Annotated in this window: 13 protein-coding genes; 1 reads left to right on the top strand and 12 read right to left on the bottom strand. The window is 44.4% G+C overall.

What is annotated here, in order from left to right; genetic code table 11:
- Positions 1–58: 58 nt before the first annotated feature.
- The 7 genes from ACQY73_RS29790 to ACQY73_RS29760 form a co-directional block, all read right to left on the bottom strand.
- Positions 59–1,177, bottom strand: a complete 1,119-nt coding sequence (locus tag ACQY73_RS29790) for an efflux RND transporter periplasmic adaptor subunit (RefSeq protein WP_428657820.1) — start codon at positions 1,175–1,177, stop codon at positions 59–61.
- A gap of 52 nt (positions 1,178–1,229) precedes the next feature.
- Positions 1,230–2,510, bottom strand: coding sequence for a TolC family protein (locus tag ACQY73_RS29785; protein WP_428657819.1), 1,281 nt, complete (start codon positions 2,508–2,510; stop codon positions 1,230–1,232).
- 225 nt (positions 2,511–2,735) lie between these two features.
- Positions 2,736–3,113, bottom strand: coding sequence for a hypothetical protein (locus tag ACQY73_RS29780; RefSeq protein ID WP_428657818.1), 378 nt, complete (start codon positions 3,111–3,113; stop codon positions 2,736–2,738).
- Positions 3,114–3,224: 111 nt separating this feature from the next.
- Complete coding sequence (locus tag ACQY73_RS29775; protein ID WP_428657817.1) at positions 3,225–6,338, bottom strand: efflux RND transporter permease subunit; 3,114 nt, start codon at positions 6,336–6,338, stop codon at positions 3,225–3,227.
- 2 nt (positions 6,339–6,340) lie between these two features.
- On the bottom strand, positions 6,341–7,399 hold the full coding sequence (locus ACQY73_RS29770; protein WP_428657816.1) for an efflux RND transporter periplasmic adaptor subunit: 1,059 nt from the start codon (positions 7,397–7,399) through the stop codon (positions 6,341–6,343).
- Between the two features lie 34 nt (positions 7,400–7,433).
- Positions 7,434–8,696 carry a TolC family protein gene (locus ACQY73_RS29765; RefSeq protein WP_428657815.1) on the bottom strand — a complete coding sequence of 421 codons (1,263 nt, stop codon included), beginning with the start codon at positions 8,694–8,696 and terminating at the stop codon, positions 7,434–7,436.
- A 433-nt stretch (positions 8,697–9,129) separates the two neighbouring features.
- Positions 9,130–10,320, bottom strand: a complete 1,191-nt coding sequence (locus ACQY73_RS29760; protein WP_428657814.1) for a glycosyltransferase — start codon at positions 10,318–10,320, stop codon at positions 9,130–9,132.
- Positions 10,321–10,588: 268 nt separating this feature from the next.
- Between ACQY73_RS29760 and ACQY73_RS29755 the strand changes: the two genes are divergently transcribed.
- Positions 10,589–14,392 (top strand): carbohydrate-binding protein, encoded by a 3,804-nt coding sequence (locus tag ACQY73_RS29755; protein ID WP_428657813.1) that lies wholly within the window; start codon positions 10,589–10,591, stop codon positions 14,390–14,392.
- 231 nt (positions 14,393–14,623) lie between these two features.
- On the opposite strand, the gene ACQY73_RS29750 is transcribed toward ACQY73_RS29755, so the two are convergent.
- From ACQY73_RS29750 to ACQY73_RS29730, 5 genes are all read right to left on the bottom strand, one after another.
- On the bottom strand, positions 14,624–15,409 hold the full coding sequence (locus ACQY73_RS29750; RefSeq protein WP_428657812.1) for a glycosyltransferase: 786 nt from the start codon (positions 15,407–15,409) through the stop codon (positions 14,624–14,626).
- Between the two features lie 59 nt (positions 15,410–15,468).
- Positions 15,469–16,260 carry a glycosyltransferase gene (locus tag ACQY73_RS29745; RefSeq protein WP_428657811.1) on the bottom strand — a complete coding sequence of 264 codons (792 nt, stop codon included), beginning with the start codon at positions 16,258–16,260 and terminating at the stop codon, positions 15,469–15,471.
- Positions 16,261–16,292: 32 nt separating this feature from the next.
- Positions 16,293–17,315: a gliding motility-associated C-terminal domain-containing protein gene (locus ACQY73_RS29740; RefSeq protein WP_428657810.1), complete on the bottom strand. Its 1,023-nt coding sequence runs from the start codon at positions 17,313–17,315 to the stop codon at positions 16,293–16,295.
- 21 nt (positions 17,316–17,336) lie between these two features.
- Positions 17,337–18,242, bottom strand: a complete 906-nt coding sequence (locus tag ACQY73_RS29735) for a glycosyltransferase family 2 protein (protein WP_428657809.1) — start codon at positions 18,240–18,242, stop codon at positions 17,337–17,339.
- Positions 18,243–18,403: 161 nt separating this feature from the next.
- On the bottom strand, positions 18,404–19,840 hold the full coding sequence (locus tag ACQY73_RS29730) for an MOP flippase family protein (protein WP_428657808.1): 1,437 nt from the start codon (positions 19,838–19,840) through the stop codon (positions 18,404–18,406).
- Positions 19,841–19,860: the final 20 nt, after the last annotated feature.

Here is a 19,860-nt window from a genome sequence, read left to right as displayed (position 1 = left end):
TTAAAAGTAATTAGACCGGATGCTGCCAATAACGTTCTTATTGGAAATTTTAGGGGTACTAATCCGTTAACTCATTGAATAACAATAACGCGCCTTCGGTTACGATCTGATCACCGTTTTTCAGGGCTGCTTTGACGTAGCTGAACTTTGAAGTGCTTCTAACCACTTCGACGGGAACTGACTCATACTTTCCTTTGCCGTTGTCGCGAATAACGAAGTATTTGTCTTCGCTGAAAATCACAGACTTAGGATTAACAGCGAGCAATTTTTCAGGTTTTTCCAAATGCATTTTCACCGTACAAAACATATCAGGTTTCAAAAGGCCGTTTTGATTGGACAAAACCACCCGCGCCTGCACCACTTTGCTGTCATTATCAACCACTTGGCTAATGTTTTCGATACGACCATGAAATGTTTTGTCCGGATAAGCAAGGGTAGTGATATCAACCGACTGTCCCATTTTAACCGCCTGAATATCTGACTCATACACGTTGATGAGTACCCATACGTCCGACAAATTGGAAATGGTAAAGAGGCTGTTATTGTTGTCGGAACGAATCTGCATGTTAGGATTTACATTCCGTTCTACCACATAACCGCTTACGGGTGCTTTTACCAAAAACAAAGGTTGATTTCCCGAAGCCGCATTGGCATTCGACGGGCCGCCGTTCGACGGACCGCCGTTCGACGGACCGCCATACATTTTCAGAACCTGTTGCGAACGTTCCAATTCTGAAGAGGCAATTTCTAATTGTTTACGCGAATTGACCAAGTCATTTTCGCTCGAAAACTTCGTTTTATACAATTGCTCAACGTTTTCAGCGTTACGTTTGGCGATGTCATAATTTGACTTGGCAGTGTTATACTCTTTCAGAAACTGGCTTACGTCTGCGCTTTGAAGCTTGGCCAATACTTGTCCCTGCTTTACATATGCGCCCAATTCAGCATTGACTTCCAGTACATTACCACTGACAATCGGATAAATTCGGTCTACCTGTTTTTGGTCAAAAGAAACCTGACCCGTAAACTGTAATTCCTGTTCATAGTTGCGAAGCTGCACTGTATCGGTTCTAAAGGCGGAATCGGTATCTTTGGTTTTGGGTGCTTCGGCGGGCTTTTGAGAGCATGCTGCCAGTAAAACAAACGGCAGTAGCGCGATGCAATGTTTGATTTTCATTGTCTGAGAAATGTTTTAGAGAAATGAATGAGAAGTTATGGCTGCCTGTATATTAGAATACTTTCGTATTGGTCACAAAATCAATCTGTTGTTGTGCCTGAAAAAGCTGATTATGTAGGTCGATCAGGTTCATCTGAGCATCTTTATACGCTCGGATCTTATCAATAAAACTCACCAGATCAATCACTCTACGCGTATAATCTTCGGTGGCGTTTTTGGAAATATCCTGAATACTTTGCAGGTAATCGGGCGTAATTTTCGCGCCTAACCCTACCGCCTGTTGGTACTGTTGATAGGCCGCTATTACTTCCTGTTCTACCTGCAAACGGTTCAAATTCACGCCCTGTCCGGCTTGCTCTATACTCAATCTTGCAGCTTGAATATTGCCCTGATTTTTATTCCGAATGGGTAAATCTATCAACGCCTGCACACCGACATAATTGGGGAAAGGCCCGCCAACGTGTTGGTAATCTGTACCTAACGTCAAATTAGGCGTTGCCAGTGCTTTTTGGTAAACGAGGTTTTGTCTGTTGTAAGCTACCTGTTTGTCAGCTACTTGCAGATCCGGGCGATTAGCGTAAGCTTGGTCAACAAGCGCCGGCAGCGTTCCTAAATTTTGAGAACCGGGCGTTTCCTGAACGGGCTCTATATACGTTGTACCTGATTGGGATAATAAAATGCGCAATGTAGACTCGTCTTGGCTGATCTGTCCTTTGAGAACCGCTAAGTCACTTTCAAGATTATTTTGTTCCAATTCCAGTCTTGTCACTTCGTAAGGTGCAATCACCCCCAGTTTAAGTTGCGCCCGAAACGCGGCCAATAAACTTTCCAGTTGTCCCTGCTGCAATTGAAGCATACTTAGTTTCTGTTGCTCTGCGGCCAGGTTCCCAAAGGTTTGGGCAAGTTGATACCGTACTGTGCGCATCAGATCATTGAACGCCGCCTGTTGTAATTCAACATTTGTTTCGGCCAAACGCACTAATTTACTGCGTGTTCCGCTCAGGCTTACGATCTGTTGGAGTTGAACATTGAACACTCCCGAAGTAGGATTGTAGAGGTCGGCATTTTTGCCGTAAGGCAGTACTTTTCCACTGTATCCGTTGTACAGATTCGTTTCAACGAAGAGGTTGGGGTTGTACCACAATTTGGCTTGTTGCACAGCAGCATCTGCAATATTGACGTTGTATTTCTGCGCTAAGAGGACAAAATTCTTTTGGATAAACTGTGCTTCCGCTTGGGGTAAAGTCAGGCGCAACGTATCGGTTTGCGCATAGGTGTAGCGAGTGCATCCCACCGTAATTCCTACGGCGAAAAACAATTTCAGTAATTTCATTCGTCTGTATTGGCTTAATTGTCTCAGGGCAACCTGTGCCTCAAGGTATTTAAAAAATACCTTGAGAGCGACAAAGGCGGTCACTGCGGCCGGTGACTGATATTTTAATCTACTGCTATGAAGCTTCTTTAATGGATGACTTGGCCGGTCAATCTGCGTTAACGCAACAAAGGTGAACAACAGAGGTTAAAGCGATCTAAAAGTTGAATTAAAAGAGGATTAATATTATTTGCTTACCTCTGCCTTAATGACATCCGTACTGTCATTCTTTTTAACTTCTTCCAGTCTTTTGATTTGAGCATTACCATACTTGATCAATGATTCTTTCTGCTCCGGAGTAAGGTCATTGAGCGACAATGCCTTTTCGGTTTCTACCCAATTGCCGTCAGCTTTATAAAACAATGCCAAGCCTTTTTCACCGTTCTCGGTAAAATGCGCAAAGTAATAATCGGCATTTTCTTCCCACGTTACTCCCTTTGCCTCAGGAACATTAGTGGCAAAGTTTTCTTTCACTTTTTGAGGCAACTTATCGTAGCTTACATCGGACTTGCAGGATTGCAGACTCAGAGCGAAGAGCGCCGCAACCACAATGTACTTTTTCATAGAAGATGGCTTTTAAACAGTTCAGATAATTGATTAACTGTTGCAAAGGTGAAAATCCACCATTAAAGCCGTATAAAAGTCAAATTAAAAGCCCGTTAAATTGTATTTTTCTTATTTACGGGCTTTGCCCTCAATCCAGCGGTACAAGGAGGGTAAAAGCAACGGTGTAAATAATAATGTACTGGTCAAACCGCCGATGATCACCGTAGCCAAAGGCCGTTGCACGTCCGATCCGATCCCGGTCGAAGTAGCGGCAGGGATCAAGCCGGCAATCGCTACCACCAGGATCGAAAGCAAAGGACGCAGCTGACTCACCGATATCTTCAATGTTTTCTCCGTCAGTGTTTGGTCTTCCAACGTCGGAGCGCGGTTAAAGGCCGACACCAGCACAATCCCGGCCATCACCGAAATACCGAAGATAGACACAAATCCCACACCCGCCGAAACGTTGAAATGGTAATCACGGATCAATAAAGCCACAATTCCGCCCGCCAGCGCAAACAAAATACAGGTAAAGGTCACAAGGGTATGGCGCAAGTTGCCAAACAGAATGAACAGCACCCCAAACACCAATAAAACCGTAAGCGGGATGGTAAGCAAAAGACCCTTACCCGCCCGTTCAAGGTTCTCATATTGACCGCCATAAACAATCTGATACCCTTTGGGAACGGTTAGTTCACGGTTGATACGGCGGCTTATTTCCTGCACAAAGCCACCCTGATCGCGTCCGCGAATGTTGGTACGCACCGTGATCATGCGTTTGCTGTTGATACGGTAAATATTGGTTTGCCCGTCAGAAAATTGTACGTCGGCCAGTTGTCGCATTGAGATCAGCGCCCCGCTTGCCGAAGGGACTTGCAGGTTTTGAATGGCTTCAATTGAATTTCGGTTTTCGGGCAGGTAACGTACTACTACGTCATAACGTCGATTGGCGTCGTAAATGGTCGTAATGACTTTTCCACCGATTGCCGCTTCTATCATGGTCTCAATTTGGGTTATGTTAATTCCATAACGCGCCGCCTGCTCACGGTTGATCTGGATGGTAAGTTGTGCCTGAGGACCTTCCTGCTCAATATTTACGGCCACCGCTCCCGAAGTTTCGCGGACGATGCGGGCAATGCTGTCGGCTTTTGAGCGCATGAGTGTCAGGTCATTGCCAACGATAGACACCGCCAAATCCGCCGCACTTCCCGTCACGATCTCCATTACCTGGTCAATGATCGGTTGTCCCGACGAAAAGAAGATACCTGTAAATTTTCGCTGAAGCTCATTCTGAATGGTTTTTACCAGTTCTTTTTTGGAAATAGAATCCGACCATTCATGATAATCGTTCAGCGCCACTAAAATTTCGATGCGATTGGCGGGAAAAGGGTCCGTTCCGTCGTCATTTCTACCCGCCTGCGTAATAACCGATTTTACCGGTTTATAGCGCTCAATGACCTCCCGAATTTGAGGCATCATTGCGGTTGTTTTCTGAATGTTTACGCCGGAAGGCAAAAATGCTCTCATAAAGATCGAACCTTCATCCAACTCAGGCAGGAATTCTGTTCCCAAATTTCCTCCCATTGCAATCATACCAATGACCAACGCCATTCCCACTCCTACCGTCATTTTATACTTTCGCAGCAATACATTTTGCAAAAGCTTTTCATAGCCGCGATCCAGTGCATCCAGCACCGGGTTGCGGTGATGTTTGATACGATTTTGAGTATAGGCTTTTCGAAAAACAAAGCTCATAAGTACAGGAATGAGCGTAAGCGCCCCCACCAACGAACCAACAACGGCAAACGAAAGGGTAAGCGCCATCGGCGAAAACAGTTTTCCTTCTACCCGTGTCATCAATAAAATGGGCATATAGGCCAAAATGATTATACTGACCGAGAAGAATATCTCTTTGATCACTTCACGGGCGGAAGACAGCGTATACGCCACAATTCCCTGCTCCCGGTCAGCGTCGGTGGCCGTTCGGTAGCGGCTCATCAGGTGTTCGACCATCACGCAGGCACCGTCAACGATGATCCCGAAATCAATGGCTCCCAACGAAAGTAAGTTGGCAGGAATCCCCGCCAAACGCATCAAGATAAAGGCAAACAGCAGCGAAAAAGGAATCATGACCGTTACGACCAACGCCGAGCGCAAACTGCCCAACAGCAACACCAAAATGATCATGACAATGGAGATTCCTTCAAACAGCGTATGCGCTACCGTTTCGAGGGAATGATCGATCAAAAAGCTGCGATCATACAACATCCGCAAATGAACTCCCTGCGGCAATTCATTGGTTTCGAGCTGCTGAATCTGTTCTTTCAAAAGTTTCAGCACTTCGCTGGGGTTTTCGCCGCGCCGCAGCAAAATGATCCCTTCCGTTGCACTTGCCACATTGGCCTTTTCTTTGGGAATTGAATACCCCAATACTCCCGAAGGCGGTGGCGGTGCTATTTCGACCGAGGCCACATCCCTCAAAAAAACCGGTATTCCATTGACGGCCGTTAAGACAATGTTTTGAACATCTTCCAATTGCTTAATGGCTCCCAATCCACGCACCGCAAACCCTTGTTCGCCGCGTTCTACAATGTTACCGCCCGTATTCTGATTGTTTTGTTCGACGGCCTCTATGACCTCACGTAGCGTCAGATTATATTTTCTGAGTTTATCGGGGGAGGTTAATACATGAAATTCTTTTTTAGGGCCACCAAAAGTGGTAATATCGGCAATGCCCGGCACCTGCAACAGATAAGGTACGATCACCCAATCCTGCAAATCCCGCAACTGCATCGGCGTGAAGGTAGTAGGCGCTTCTACTACATAACGGTAAATTTCTCCCACGGCGGTAGTGAGAGGAGCTAATTCGGGCGTTACGCCCTGCGGTAAATCCAAGGAAGAGAGGCGTTCAATGACCTGTTGCCGGGCAAAATAATCGTCGGTACCGTCGCGGAAGGTTAATTGAACCACCGACAATCCAAAGATGGTTCTTGACCGCCGATCCAGTACGCGTGGCATATTATTGAGTACACGTTCAATCGGAATGGTCACTTGCTGCTCTACTTCTTCGGCCGCCCGACCGTCGTATTTTGCAATAATAATAACGTTGGTATCGGCAATGTCAGGGTAGGCTTCAATTTTCAGCAACGTAAAACACCCATAACCAATGCCCATCAAACCCACCGATACGGCCACGATAACCCAGCGGTTTTTGAGCGAGAAAGTCAATAATTTATCCAGCATGATCAATATCCGAAACTGAGTCCTTTCAATTGCATTGCCCCGTTCGTGACGACCGTTTCCTGTGCCTTGAGACCTGAAAAGATCACCACGCCTTCTTCTACCTGTTGACCGGCCATCACTTCCCGGCGCAGAAAATCACCCGTTGGGGTTTTTACAAATACGTATTGTTTTCCCTGTACCACTACCAATGCTTCGCGGGGAATTGTCACAAATTCACCTTCCGCAATCCCGAAATGAACACTGCCGAACATCCCGGCCTTGAGGTCACCCGAAGGGTTCAGAATGGCTACTCTGAGTTTCACCAAACGCGTCATATTGTCCACGACCTCACCTACTTCTTCGATGCGACCCGTAAATTTTTTATCGATAAACGCCGGAAACTGAATGGCGCAGATCGTCCCTTTGGTTACTTTCTGAAACTGATTTTCGGGCAATTCACAGATCAACCACGTAGAACTTTGTTTGGCATGAACCAACGCCTTTGGGTCAAAACCGGCCAATTTAAGGCGTGTTTCATGTTCCAGCAGGGATGTTTTTTCATTTTCAAGCGCAGTAACTTCCTGTGCCACTTCAGTTTCACTGTTTGTGACATCAATTTGCGCATTCGTCAGATCCTGTCCCGTTGCCGCTCGATTGTCAACCAAATCCTTGACCCGGTCCAGTTGAAGCTTTTTTTGCGCCAGAATTACTTTTTTTTGAGCGATCACCCCTTTCTGCTTATTGATATTGATGAGGTGCTGAAGCATTTCGGTGTAGTTGGAGGTAAGATCAGGATTATCAAAAAGAACCAGGTTTTGCCCCATTGCATCCGAAGAACTTACTACTTCGGCCACAATTCTCCCCGGAGCGACCAGATCGGTCTTTATAGACCTCTTTTCTGCAATTTGGTACGTAAACGTGCCGGTGCCGACGGAATCTGCAAAAGCAATTTTGGTACCATCGGCCGAAACCGTCGGTTTGGCAACGGCCGGTTGTTGGAGTGTTCCGGCTTCTTTTTTACAAGACACCAAAGACAGCCAAAGGCCCATCCAGATGTATGGCTTACATTTCAAAAGAATCATGGTTCGTAATCGTATTGCTGTAAGTGATAGATTATTAATTACCTGTTTCTAAAATCAAACCTGTGGTGTAGAGTAATTGAATATAACTGCGGCGGTAGTCCAGAAGGGACTCATAATAAGCATTTTGGGTATCAAACCATGACCGTTGCGCTTCCAAAAAGTCAACGATCGTGGTACCGCCGCGCAGGTAAGCATAGCGCACGGTATTGAGCACCTCATCCGACTGATGGATTATTTCTTTCCAACGGGAGATGTTCTGTTTTTGAATAATATAGCTGCCGTAAGCGATCTGAACTTCTGTTCTTACCTGCATTTCGGCGGTACTGATGGCTTGGGTGGTTTGTTCTTTTAAAATTTTTGATCGTTGTATCTCGCCTTGGTTTTTGGAAAATACCGGCAATGCGATAGTTCCGAAAAAACCCAAATACGGAATTTTATTTTGCGGGTTATAGATCAATCCCAGTTCAGGCACCGGCTTTTTGAGCGATTTTTGAAGGGCCACATTGGTTTCTGCCAGCAGATTTTCCTGTTGAGCCGCTTTGAGATCAGGGCGGTTTCGACGGGCAAGGTCTATTAACTCACTCAGTTCTTTATCCAGTTTGTGCCATTCCGAAGAATCCGGTTCGGCCAGTCTCAATGTGGTCTCGCTTCCGATCAGCAACCCCAGTCGATTCAGTTCATTTTCATAATTCTGCTGTAACGACTTCATCCGCACCGTATATTGATCGTAGAGCAATTGTGTACGGGTTACTTCTGTAGCCGTAGAAAATTGATTTTTGAGCCGTAATCGGTTGATGATCAACAGAGAATCTACGTTTGAAATAGCGGCTTGCAGCAGATTGACCCTCACGCCCGTCTCCCACACATTGAGCCATTGATTGGCTACATCCAGCAGTAAATTGCGTTTGGTTTCGTTCAATTGAGAAGCCGTCAACTGTACATTTCTTTTTGCCATTTCTATCCGGCTTTCCCGCTGAGAGGTCGGGACAAACGGTTTGGTCAGCTGATACCACACCTGACGGTTGCTTTTTCCCGCAAACCCTGTATTGTCAGGGAAATACTTTGAATTAGCTAAGACAAGGCTTTGATTATTAAATACAGGGTTGGGTCGCAGCTTCGCGGTGGTCACATTTCCCTCCGCCAAAGGAACAGTGTAGTTCTCTACTTTTAAAAAAGGGCTTTGCTCTGCCGCCAGACGTAACGCCTGAGATAAATTCAACCGGGAAGTATCGAATTGAGCGAACGTTGGAGAAATAAGACTCAGCCACAAAACAATAATTAACCTATTCTTTTTCACGGAGCTGTACGGAACACATTAAATGAGCCGTAAAAATGGGGGCAAAAGATTAAAGCCAAATAAAAGCCACGTTAAATAATGGTTAAAAGCGAAGTGAGTGTTTTATGTTGTCGTCCGACAATTTTGTGGAGATACTTAACCATATAAGAAATATAAGGCCATATAAGCTTTTAAAATAACTGAAAAAGCATCTTATATTCACTTATAAGTATGTCCAAAAAATTAGTTTGCATTATTTTGTTTGACCCCGTACGGGGTCACATATTTGTAGAAACCGAATTATTATCTACAAATGTCTGACCCCATCCGGGGTCAAACAATACACAAATAATTTAAAGTAATTTTTATCAGGTACTTATGTCTTATCTTATATGGTTCTATTAAATAATCGCCATAAAAATTTGTCAGACAACCGGAGTGTTAAATTTATGTTTTAGCTTTTGGTTTCTGTTTCGCCATGTGGCGTTGGCAAAAAGCTTTTGCCGGCCTGCTTGATATTCAGGAGCGAACGTACCATTCTGAAAATTAATTGGAACAGCGTAAGGAAGTCTTTGGCCGAGATTTTCTCCCAAAGATAACCGGGAATTGAGATCGCCAAACTAAAGGCAAGTAAACCCAGCAGGCTTCCCATCGTGGTTAAAATAGGAATGCTTAAAAATATCAACCCAATAAAAACGCCCAGTCCCAAGACCGCCAACAACAACGTCCTTGGCATGATCAATCCTTTCACATAGGCATTGAAAGCGTGAAAGTTTCCCTTGAATAATTGCTGAATACCTACTTTAAAATAAAATTTAACAAAGTGGATCTGTGCTGCGATCCAACGTGATCGCTGGCGTTCAAAAACGGCCATGTTCTGTACTTTCTCATCATATATATAGGCCTCTTTCAAATACGCAATGTGAAAGCCATCCAACAGCAAATTCATTTCCAATTCTTTATCATAGCCTCCCATGGTTTGCAGACGGCTCATCCCGTGTATCATTGCCTCGGGAACGAAGGCCATTCCCGAACCGATCAACGAGGCCGACAAGCCTAAGGCGCGCTGCCCGCCACGAAACAAATGATTGTTCACTTCTTCGTTCATAGCGTCAAAAATGGCGACGCTGGTATTGGTATTCTTGGCCACGCGGTGCCCCTGCACCACTTTCCATCCTTTATCAAACGCCAAATTAATGCGCTGTAAAAAATCGGGAGCCATGTGATTGTCGGCATCTGATACCATCACAATATCATAGGTATTGGGTGGAAGTTGATTGAGCGCATACAAAACCGACTTCTGCACCGTCGATTGTTCAAATTCAACTTTTATAACTTTTATGGGATACGTTGCCAATTTTAAAAGTGTTTCGGGCAGGAAAGAATCGGCAATCACGAAAAGGTCATACGATGATTTAGGGTAATTAAGTTGAAGATTGGCTTCGACCGAGTCAATAATCACTTTGTCTTCTTTGTAAGCGGGTATCAAAACCGCAATTCGCCGAATTGTACCGGGCATCGTAGAAACGGAGATGTCATCGGCGTTGCTCAGTCTTCCTGCTATTGCCACCAAAAATAAGTACAAGACATTGAATGCCAAATAGATAGCCATTGGCAAAAAGATGAGATACCAAAAAATCTGCATTAGGTGGATGTTATTTTCAGTGAAAGTAAAAGGTTGTTTTTCGTACGTTGAATGCCTCGGCAAAATACATGTTATGTATTGCAAAAAAAAGCAAATCAATTGAATAAAAAGAGAGATAAGCTAACCGGAATCAGTAAAATATATTCCTAAAAGTCATATTTCTTGTTAAAAAAATACAATGGTGCGATAATTGCTTTGAAATTAAACCAATTATGTCTAACTATTCGTCGAATTTAGTTGGCAGATTACAACGTATATGGAAAAACCTATGAAAAAAATTTATTCAACACTCTTTTTTCTTCTTATAGTAACCGCAGTTTTTTCACAAAAAGTAATCCCCGGCAAGATCGAAGCTGAAAGTTATGACAGCATGAGCGGCATTGCGACTGAAAGCACCCAAGATGCCGGCGGCGGACTCAATGTAGGATGGATCGAAGACAACGATTGGCTGGATTATAATGTCGATGTGCCTGTCAGTGGAAACTATGCTTTCAATTTCAGGATCTCTAAAGGATTTGGCGATGGTACTATTGAAGTTCGAAAAGCCGATGGAACAGTTCTCGGTTCGGTAGTCTTGCCTTTCACGGGAGGTTGGCAATATTGGGGCAATGCGAAACTGACAATTCCATTATCAGCCGGCCAACAAACACTGCGCATTTATGCTAAATATGGTTCTTGGAATTTCAACTGGTTTGAAGTTGAAAAGCACAATACCATTCCCGGTAAGATAGAAGCTGAAAACTACGTTGACATGAACGGCATCGATACCGAAAACACCCAAGATACCGGCGGCGGACGCAATGTGGGGTGGATCGACGATAACGATTGGCTGGATTATGACGTTGATGTAGCCACAAGCGGTACATACACATTCCGTTTCAGAACCGCTAAAGGCGGCGGAGACGGTAGCATTGAGGTAAAAACCGCCAACGGAACGGTTGTTGGCTCAGTCGTTTTACCTTCTTCGGGCGGTTGGCAGGGATGGGCTACGTCTACTGCGTTGGTTCCGTTAACTGCCGGCAAACAACGAATTCGGATATACGCCAAGAACGGCGCATGGAACTTTAACTGGTTTGAAGCTGTCGAAGGACGGCCGATCGTAGGAAAAATTGAAGCTGAAAGCTATGACGTCATGAGCGGTGTTCAGTTGGAAAACGCAAATGACGCAGGCGGTGGCCAAGATGTTGGTTGGATCGATGATAACGATTGGCTGGATTATAACTTAAAAGTTGATGAAGCAGGAGCTTATAAATTTAAATTTCGGGTAACTAACCCGTACGGAACCGCAAAAATTGCGCTTAAAAATGGAGCGGGAAATGTGTTGGCTACCATCAATCCGCCGAAAACGTGGGATTGGCAGGATTGGCAAACCGTTGAGGCAATCGTTTCTCTTTCCGCAGGAAGCCAGGCTTTACGCGTTTATGCTATAAAAGGTGACTGGAATTTTAACTGGTTTGAAATAAGTAAATCCTCTACCCCGGCACCTGAACCTATTCAATCGATTATCAACTTTGCAGAGCTTCCTGAAAAAAAGGTGGGAGATGCACCTTTTGAATTGCAGGCAACCGGCAATAACAACCAAACTCCCATTACTTTTATTTCTTCTAATCCCTCGGTCGTTTCAGTCTCCAACACCACGGGTTCATGGAAAGCAACAATACTGGCCATCGGTTCAGCCGATATTACAGCCTCACAAGCAGGGAATTCCAATTACATAGCGGCGTCCTCAGTCAGCCGTACACAAGTAGTCGCAGCTCCTTATGCAGGTTCAAAGATTCCAATTCAGGCAAGTCGCTGGTACCAGCTCAACAATGCCGTCAAAAGTATGGATGGTCTGTTTGACGGCATTACCAACGTTAATGCCGGTACCGGCTATAGTAAGGTCTTGGACAATTATGATGCGTACTATCCGCTTATGGAAGGTGAGCAGATGAAAATAAATCGCATTAAATTTTTCGATGGAGAGGGCTCTTTCCCCGACAAACCTATGACAATCTATGTCATCACCGCTGACTGGCAAAGAATTCCCATTGCGAGTTTCACGGGAGAGCAATACAACGGTTGGGTTGGGCCTTACCCCAATCGTCCGACTACCTTCGACCTGGATGTGACCATCTCTAATGCCCGTTATTTAGTCATTAACTCTTGGTGGGGCTATCCTACCGAAATAGAGTTCTACGGCAGTTACACACCTCCATCAGCACTTTCAAATGGGCCATTTCGCCAAAAATCCATTCAATTGAAACAAATGATCGGGGTCAATGCTTTCGAATGGGATTTTGAAGAAGCATGGGATAATAATGTCAGCGAAACCAAGCTGCGTGCCATGAAGACCTTTGGGGGAATACGCCATTACATGGATTGGGGCAAATTGGAGCCCAATCAGGGAGGGTACACTTTCAATCCTACACACAGTGGCAGTTGGGATTATGATGGTTTATATGCGCGTTGCAAAGCTGAAGGCATTGAAGTATTAGCCTGTATTAAAACGATTCCGTCGTGGTTGTCCGACACCTACCCCGAAGGAGAAAGAGATTCTGAAAATGTTCCTGTTCGTTTTGGGAAGAATTTTTCAGATCCGGCTTCGTACATAGAACAGGCAAAAGTGGCGTTTCAATATGCGGCTCGGTACGGCAGCAACCCCAATGTTAATCCGGCATTACTCAGTGTCGACAGTCGTCAACGTTGGAACGGCGACGGAATCAATGTGGTAAAAATCGGCTTGAATCTGATCAAATATATAGAGTGCGATAACGAGCGCGACAAATGGTGGAAAGGCCGTAAAGGCTATCAGACCGGGCGTGAATACGCGGCCAATCTATCGGCATTCTATGATGGGCATAAAAATACGATGGGCCCGGGTGCGGGTGTAAAAAATGCCGACCCATCCATCAAAATTGTCATCGCCGGATTGGCCTCTCCTTTTATTGGGGTTGATTATATCAGAGGTATGATCGATTGGTGCAAAGAATTCCGTGGATACAAACCGGATGGAAGTGTCGATTTGTGTTGGGATATTGTTAACTACCATTTTTATCCTGACAATTCTTCCTCCAATCAAGACGGAAGCGGTACAAGGGGGGTAGCGCCGGAAGTATCAATGGCAGGAGAAGTAGCCCGGAAATTCACCGAGTTCAGTCAGCAGTTTTCGCAGGATATGCCCGTTTGGATGAGCGAAACCGGTTATGATGTAAATCAGGGCAGTCCTCTTAAAGCCATTGCCATCGGCAACAAATCAGTTTTGCAGACACAAGCCGACTGGACTTTAAGAAATGCACTCTTATATGCTCGCAAAGGCATTGAACGGGTTTATTTCTATCAAACTCATGATTACGACATCAATAATCCCGTGCAATTTGGTTCTTCGGGCTTACTCAACGACAACCAATCGCGCAAACCTGCGGCAGATTTTCTTTACCAAACCAACCATCAATTCGGTCAGTATACTTACAGAGAAACACTCCAAAATGACCCTATTATCGACCGTTATGAGTTCAATGGCAAATCAGCCTACGTCTTAGTAATTCCTGACGAAAAAGGCCGTACGGGCTCCGCAACGTTGCATTTAGGAAGTGCGACTTCGGCTAAGATATACACCCCTACCATCGGCAGTGATACGATGCATACAGAAATGGTCAATACTTCGCAGGGACAGTTGACTGTAACTGTCACCGAAACGCCTATTTTCATCGTCGCGTCAGATCAGGCCATCACCGGCACTACTGATTCAACCTCCGTAGCAGTTGCCCGTGTAGGCGCTGAAACCAATGCTATGCTTGCTCCAAGTCGTTTCATCGCTGAAAATGCAAAGTTGCACGATATCGTAACGGTCTACCCTAACCCATCTGCTGATTATATAATGGTTTCGTTTGAAAGTAAAAATCAGGAAAAGTTGGAGGTAAGGATATTCAATGCCAATTTGGGTATTCTGCAACATGAAGCTGTTTTCAACAAAATGACCTCTTCATTCTCCGAAAAAATTGACGTGTCAGGGTTATTACCGGGTACTTACATCATTGAAGTTAAACAGGGCAATGAGCACGCCTTCCGCAAGATCGTAAAAACGCCTTAAAAAATCAGTAAAAGCATAATGAAAAAACCCCGGGATGGCATGACTTCCCGGGGTTTTTGTTTGCAGCAATAAGGTTGTGAACAACCTCAGTGCAGGTTTTGAGAAACCTGCTGCAAAAGCGTCTCCGTGCCGGCGGTTTCTCAAAACCGCCGCAGTGAGTTATTCACAAGCCACTGCGGTATATAACGCAAAGTGCTGACAGCGCAGGCTTTGAGAAACCTGCTGCACTCATTAATGTGGCCGCGTAAAGCGCAGATCGTAGTTATATTTAAATTGTCGATAAAGTGTTCGTGCCATTCGTATCAATGGATTGGCACTTTGTTGTCGCCAGTTATCCCGTTGTACGGTGCTGGGTTCATTGTTGGAATTCACCTGATCGAACAATCCTTTAAAATCGTCATAAAAAAGCCCTTTGCCGTTATTTTGAATAAAAGAAAGACACATTAAATATTCGGCTTTATCCGATTTGATCCCTTCTACATAGTTACCGAATTTCTCCAAAAACGAACTGCGTCGCAAATGCGGATGATCGCTGTAATAGTATATCTTATCGTATTTTGAAGACCAAGGTTTGTACACCATGCGCGAAAATCCATTTTTGAAAGGCTCCACATGCGCGTAAGGATAATAGGCATAAAAACGCACCATATCCAACGAGGCATCTTCATCTAAAAAGCCGACCGCATCTTTCAACTTGGCGATAAAAGCAGGCTTTGGAATAAAATCTTCCTGAACATACAGCGTATAAGGCGTCTTTACCGCCGCTTGACCTTTGTTGAGGTTGTTGGCCAATCCTTTGTTTTTGGGCGTTGTAATGAGCCGAAACGAGAAACGCTTCTGCATCTCTTTCATAGCCTTTTGATGCTCCGGCTTACTGGCATCATCAGAAACGACAATGTCGTCAAAAGAACAGGCAATATCGTCAAACGCTTTTAACAAACGTTCTAACGAACTGCTTCGGTTATAATGCGTTATGAGCAACGTCACGCCGGGAAAATGGTTCACCCTTTTAGCCATTGGATATATCTTTTAATAAAAGCAATTATCGGAAAAACGAAATACCGATGGTTCACTTTTCATTTTATAGTAACAAGTTCAACTGTGTTTTTCAGTAGTCTGAATTTTAAGTAAAACCACCTTACAGCCAGAAACAACGGGTTTGAGCTTTCCCGCCAACTGCTTCGTTGAATGGTACTGGGCTCATCGTTGGAGTTCTTTTGATCAAAAAGGGTCGTAAACTCATTGAAAAATAAGCCTTTCCCTTTTTTATTAATAAACGACAAACACATCAGAAATTCTGTTCTGTCCGATTTGATGCCTTCGGTATATTTGCCGAATTTGTCTAAAAATGTGCTTCTTCTCAAATGGGGATGGTCGCTGTAATAGTAAAATTTCAGGTGATCGGCATTCCATATCCAAGGTTTAAAATCCATCAATGAATACCCTTTGCCATAGGGCTTCAGGTACGGATAAGCGAAATAGGCGTAAAAACGAACGATGTCAAGTTCCGTATCGGCCTTCATAAAGGCCAATGCATCCTTAAAATGCGTCACAAAAGCGACTTTTGGAACAAAATCTTCCTGCACATACAGCGTATAGGGGGTCTTCACTGCCGCCTGACCTTTGTTGATGTTATTTCCTAACCCTTTATTTTCAGGCGTTGAGACCAATGTAAATCGGTACTGTTCTTTGAGCGCTTCCAGTACCTGTAAATGCTCGGGCTTACTGGCATCGTCTGATACTACAATGTCATCAAACTCGCATCTCAGGTTTTGAAAAGCCTTTAATAAGCGCTCCAACGAACTGCTTCGATTGTAATGAGTGATAAGCAGCGTGACACCCGTAAAATGATTGGCAGCGGTTGACATACAATGGAATAGATTGCAAAAGTTAATTTCAATTAATGTAACAGAGTCACCTGACCGTTTTTGGTATATTTTTGAGGAGAACCCGTAAATTCATACGACATTGACCATGTATAAACACCTTCCGGGCAAGCCACTCCTTTAAATTTTCCGTCCCACTTTACGGCAGGATCTCTACTGACAAAAACAGCACTCCCCCAACGATTATAAACCACAAACTCAAACGCGGACACATTGCTGGTATAAATATCCAAAACATCATTTGTGCCGTCATTGTTAGGCGTAAAAGCATCGGGCACAAACACACTTGGACTTTCGCAATCCGTGCACCGTTTAAGAACCAGATCGTCAATAACAAAGTCATTACCACATCCACCTTCCCCGTTATCTATCAATTTAACCACAACATCGGTAATTTCTTCCGGCATGGTAGGAATGGAAAAATTTAAGGCGAACTGTCGCCAAACAGGCGCTTGAGTTCGTGTAATGACGCCGGTCGTTACAGTCCCGATCAATCTTCCATCCGGCAATTCAATGCGTATGGTAATGTCAGGATCATTAGGGATTTCAAAACCACAGGTCCCCTTCGGGAATATCAAGTTTATATTTAACAGCCAAAAAGAATAGTTGTAATTGGCTTTAGTACACAATCCCGTGATCGTTTCCCGATAGATCTCTCCCGGATACGGAGCGTTGATCAATAACATATTGCCCTTTACATCACCGGGCGTATGGTCTTCACGCACACTGTGCCAACTATTTGTAAAACATGTCCCATTCACAGAATCAGCTACGGTATAAAATCCATCATTAGGACATCCATCCGGCAAATAGGTGTACGTAATATACGTAGCCGGCAGCGCCCCCATTTTACCGGCACCAAATGTCTGATTACTGATAATATTCCCCGGGCCAACATCACAATTTTGGGTACTTCCGGCTCCCGTTTGAGCATTTACGGTTTCTACAAACGCACCCGCTATACAACATCCAATAAAAATCATTTTCAATAAATGAAAGGTTGTTGACCAATAGCGATTCGTTTTGTAGAAATCCATAGCTGTTCCTCCGGTATTTTGTCAAGATGGTGTTTTCTGTGTCGGTGATAAGAAAAGACCTATCTCCTGAATTCCTCCCCAAAAACGGCTGGTAAATGCTTTGAGCAAACTGCCTTCCGCCACCAATCGACGGTCGCTGGTCCAGGCCCGGGCATTGGGGTCAGTCACCCGAAACGTACTTCCTTTGCCTTGATTTTGAAGCGCCAACGCCATCAACCCATCTTCACATCGACCCGACGGCGGTGGCGGTTCACCTGCCGCGATCAACTCTGCCACAGACCCTTCTCGCCCGGAATCCGTTTCAAATCCACCCACCGCCAATGCATCTGCACGACGAAAAGCAAAATTGAATCCGTACACATTCATATACGACCGATGCCTGTTTCGCACCCGATTGAGCAAATGAGCCGCTTTTTCATACATGGCCAATGCTAAGCGGGAAGAATGAGGACTGGGTAAAAAGGAATATAAACCGTACGAACAGGCAATAGCGGGGTTTTGCAATGGAGCCGTAATGGCATCGACCCAACCTGCCGGATACAAACAATCAGAGTCGGCGTTGGCAATGATGCGCCCCTTGGCCGCCAACAGACCCGACTGCCGGGCGTAAGCCACCCCCGGCTGTTTTTCAAAGATCGACCGTACACCGCATTGATCCAACAGTTCCTGCGTTCGATCCGCTGAGTTGTTGTTCACAACCAACAGTTCTATCCGCCGAGAAGTCTTTTGATCGCCCAATGATGATAACATATTCAGCAACCCTTTTTCTTCATTATAGGCAGGAATCACAATGGATATTTCAGGATCTTCGGCCCGAAATTTACTTAACCGAGCGCGAATATCGGCAATGACCTCCGGGGATACATTGTCGGGCCGGTAAGTAAACATATGCCCGGAAAGCCAGGAAGGAAGTAAAGAATTATTCACAGTAACGTTGGTTAGAAGTGATTACTGATAAACCACTATAAATTGTGCTGCGTTCAGGTTATTCGTTAATTGTTATCCGAAAATTACGCTGAAAATAAAAGAACGGCCTGTCAATACAATCGTGCCTACTGACTCTCTGTTGCTCACTCCTCGCTCCGGCCTTATACCGATTTCCTGAAACTCTTGATCTCCGCCCAGGAAAGTTTGAATTTGAGGGTCATAACGGCAAAAACAGCTCCTCCGATGGCAATCTGAAGAAGAGTGTTTATCGGTCCCTGAACGCCCACAAACTGTTGGTAAAGAAATACCGAACCAACCATTAACAGACAAAAAAGCAGTGGTTTGCTGATATTGGCCATAAATTCCTTCATAAATTCTCCAATCAATGAATGCGCGATCAGAAAATTAAGTACCAAATTGATAACGGTAGCCGTCAGGAAAGCATACGCAATCCCGGTAACTTCCCATTGCTTTCCAAAGTAATAAAGCAATGGAATTTTAACTATTAACGTGACTAAATTTAAATAAAAAAGCAAATTAGGCTTTCCTTTTGTAAAGGCAATGGTATATAAAGGGTGGGCCAAACAGCTGAAAAAGCTTTGAAAAACGAAAATCTTTATCAACGGAATGGTAGGTTCCCAGCCCGAACCATACAAAAGCGGAATGACGCTGTTTGCGGTGATGAATAAGCCCGCCAACAAAGGTAAATTCAGGTAACTGATCAGATCCAGAATTTTAATGTACGACTTCTTAAGTTCAGAATCGTTGTCTTTCATTTTGGCCAACAACGGATACGCCACCTGCAAAATGATCGGATTGAGCTTCGTAATGGGGAAAACCGCCAACTGCGACGCAACGGTGTAAAATCCTAATGATTTAACCCCCAACACCCCACCTACTACAATGGTATCAGCGTTTCCCTGAATAAATCCGAGCAGCCCATCTCCCACGTTATATATACCAAAACGAATGTGCTCCTTGATCATTCCCAAATTGAAGTACAATGAGGGAAAAAAGAATTTTATCCCCAATGCAATTTGCATTGCCGTACGTACTACGTGCATGGTAAGCTGTCCATAGATCAACGAAAGTTCTTCAAATCCATTATAGGCCAAGGTGATAGCCGTTACGGCGCCCACCACTGCCCCCGATATTTCCATAATAGCAATGGACTTGAACCGCAGTTCTTTCTGAAGTAAAAACAGGTATATCTGCCCAAAGTAGATGATGACAAAATACAGCGAAGCCAATTTTATTACTTTATCCAGTCGCGGTTCTTTGTAATAGGCAACGATAAGCGGGGAACTAAAATAGACGACAAGGAAAATAAAAAAACCCATTAGGAGACTCAGAAAATAGAGCGTCGAAAGTGCTTTTTGGTCATTTTCCTGTTTATAAATGATTGAATTGGAAAAGCCAAGATTGCTGAAGATGTAGAAAAAATTAATGATCAGTGTACTGACGCTTATTACCCCAAAAACCGCAGGGTCCAGCAATCGGGCGAGAATCGTAACTTGAACAAACTGAAATACAGTAGAAATAACGGTAGAAATAGTGATCCATTTCCCCCCATCAATCGCTTTTTTAGTAGTACTCATAACGTAGTAAAAGGCTTTTC

Origin of the sequence: Runella sp., assembly GCF_965279615.1 — a bacterium.
Taxonomy (GTDB): Bacteria; Bacteroidota; Bacteroidia; order Cytophagales; family Spirosomataceae; genus Runella.
Note: the sequence above shows the minus strand (reverse complement) of the source record. Positions and strands in the feature narration are given on the sequence as shown.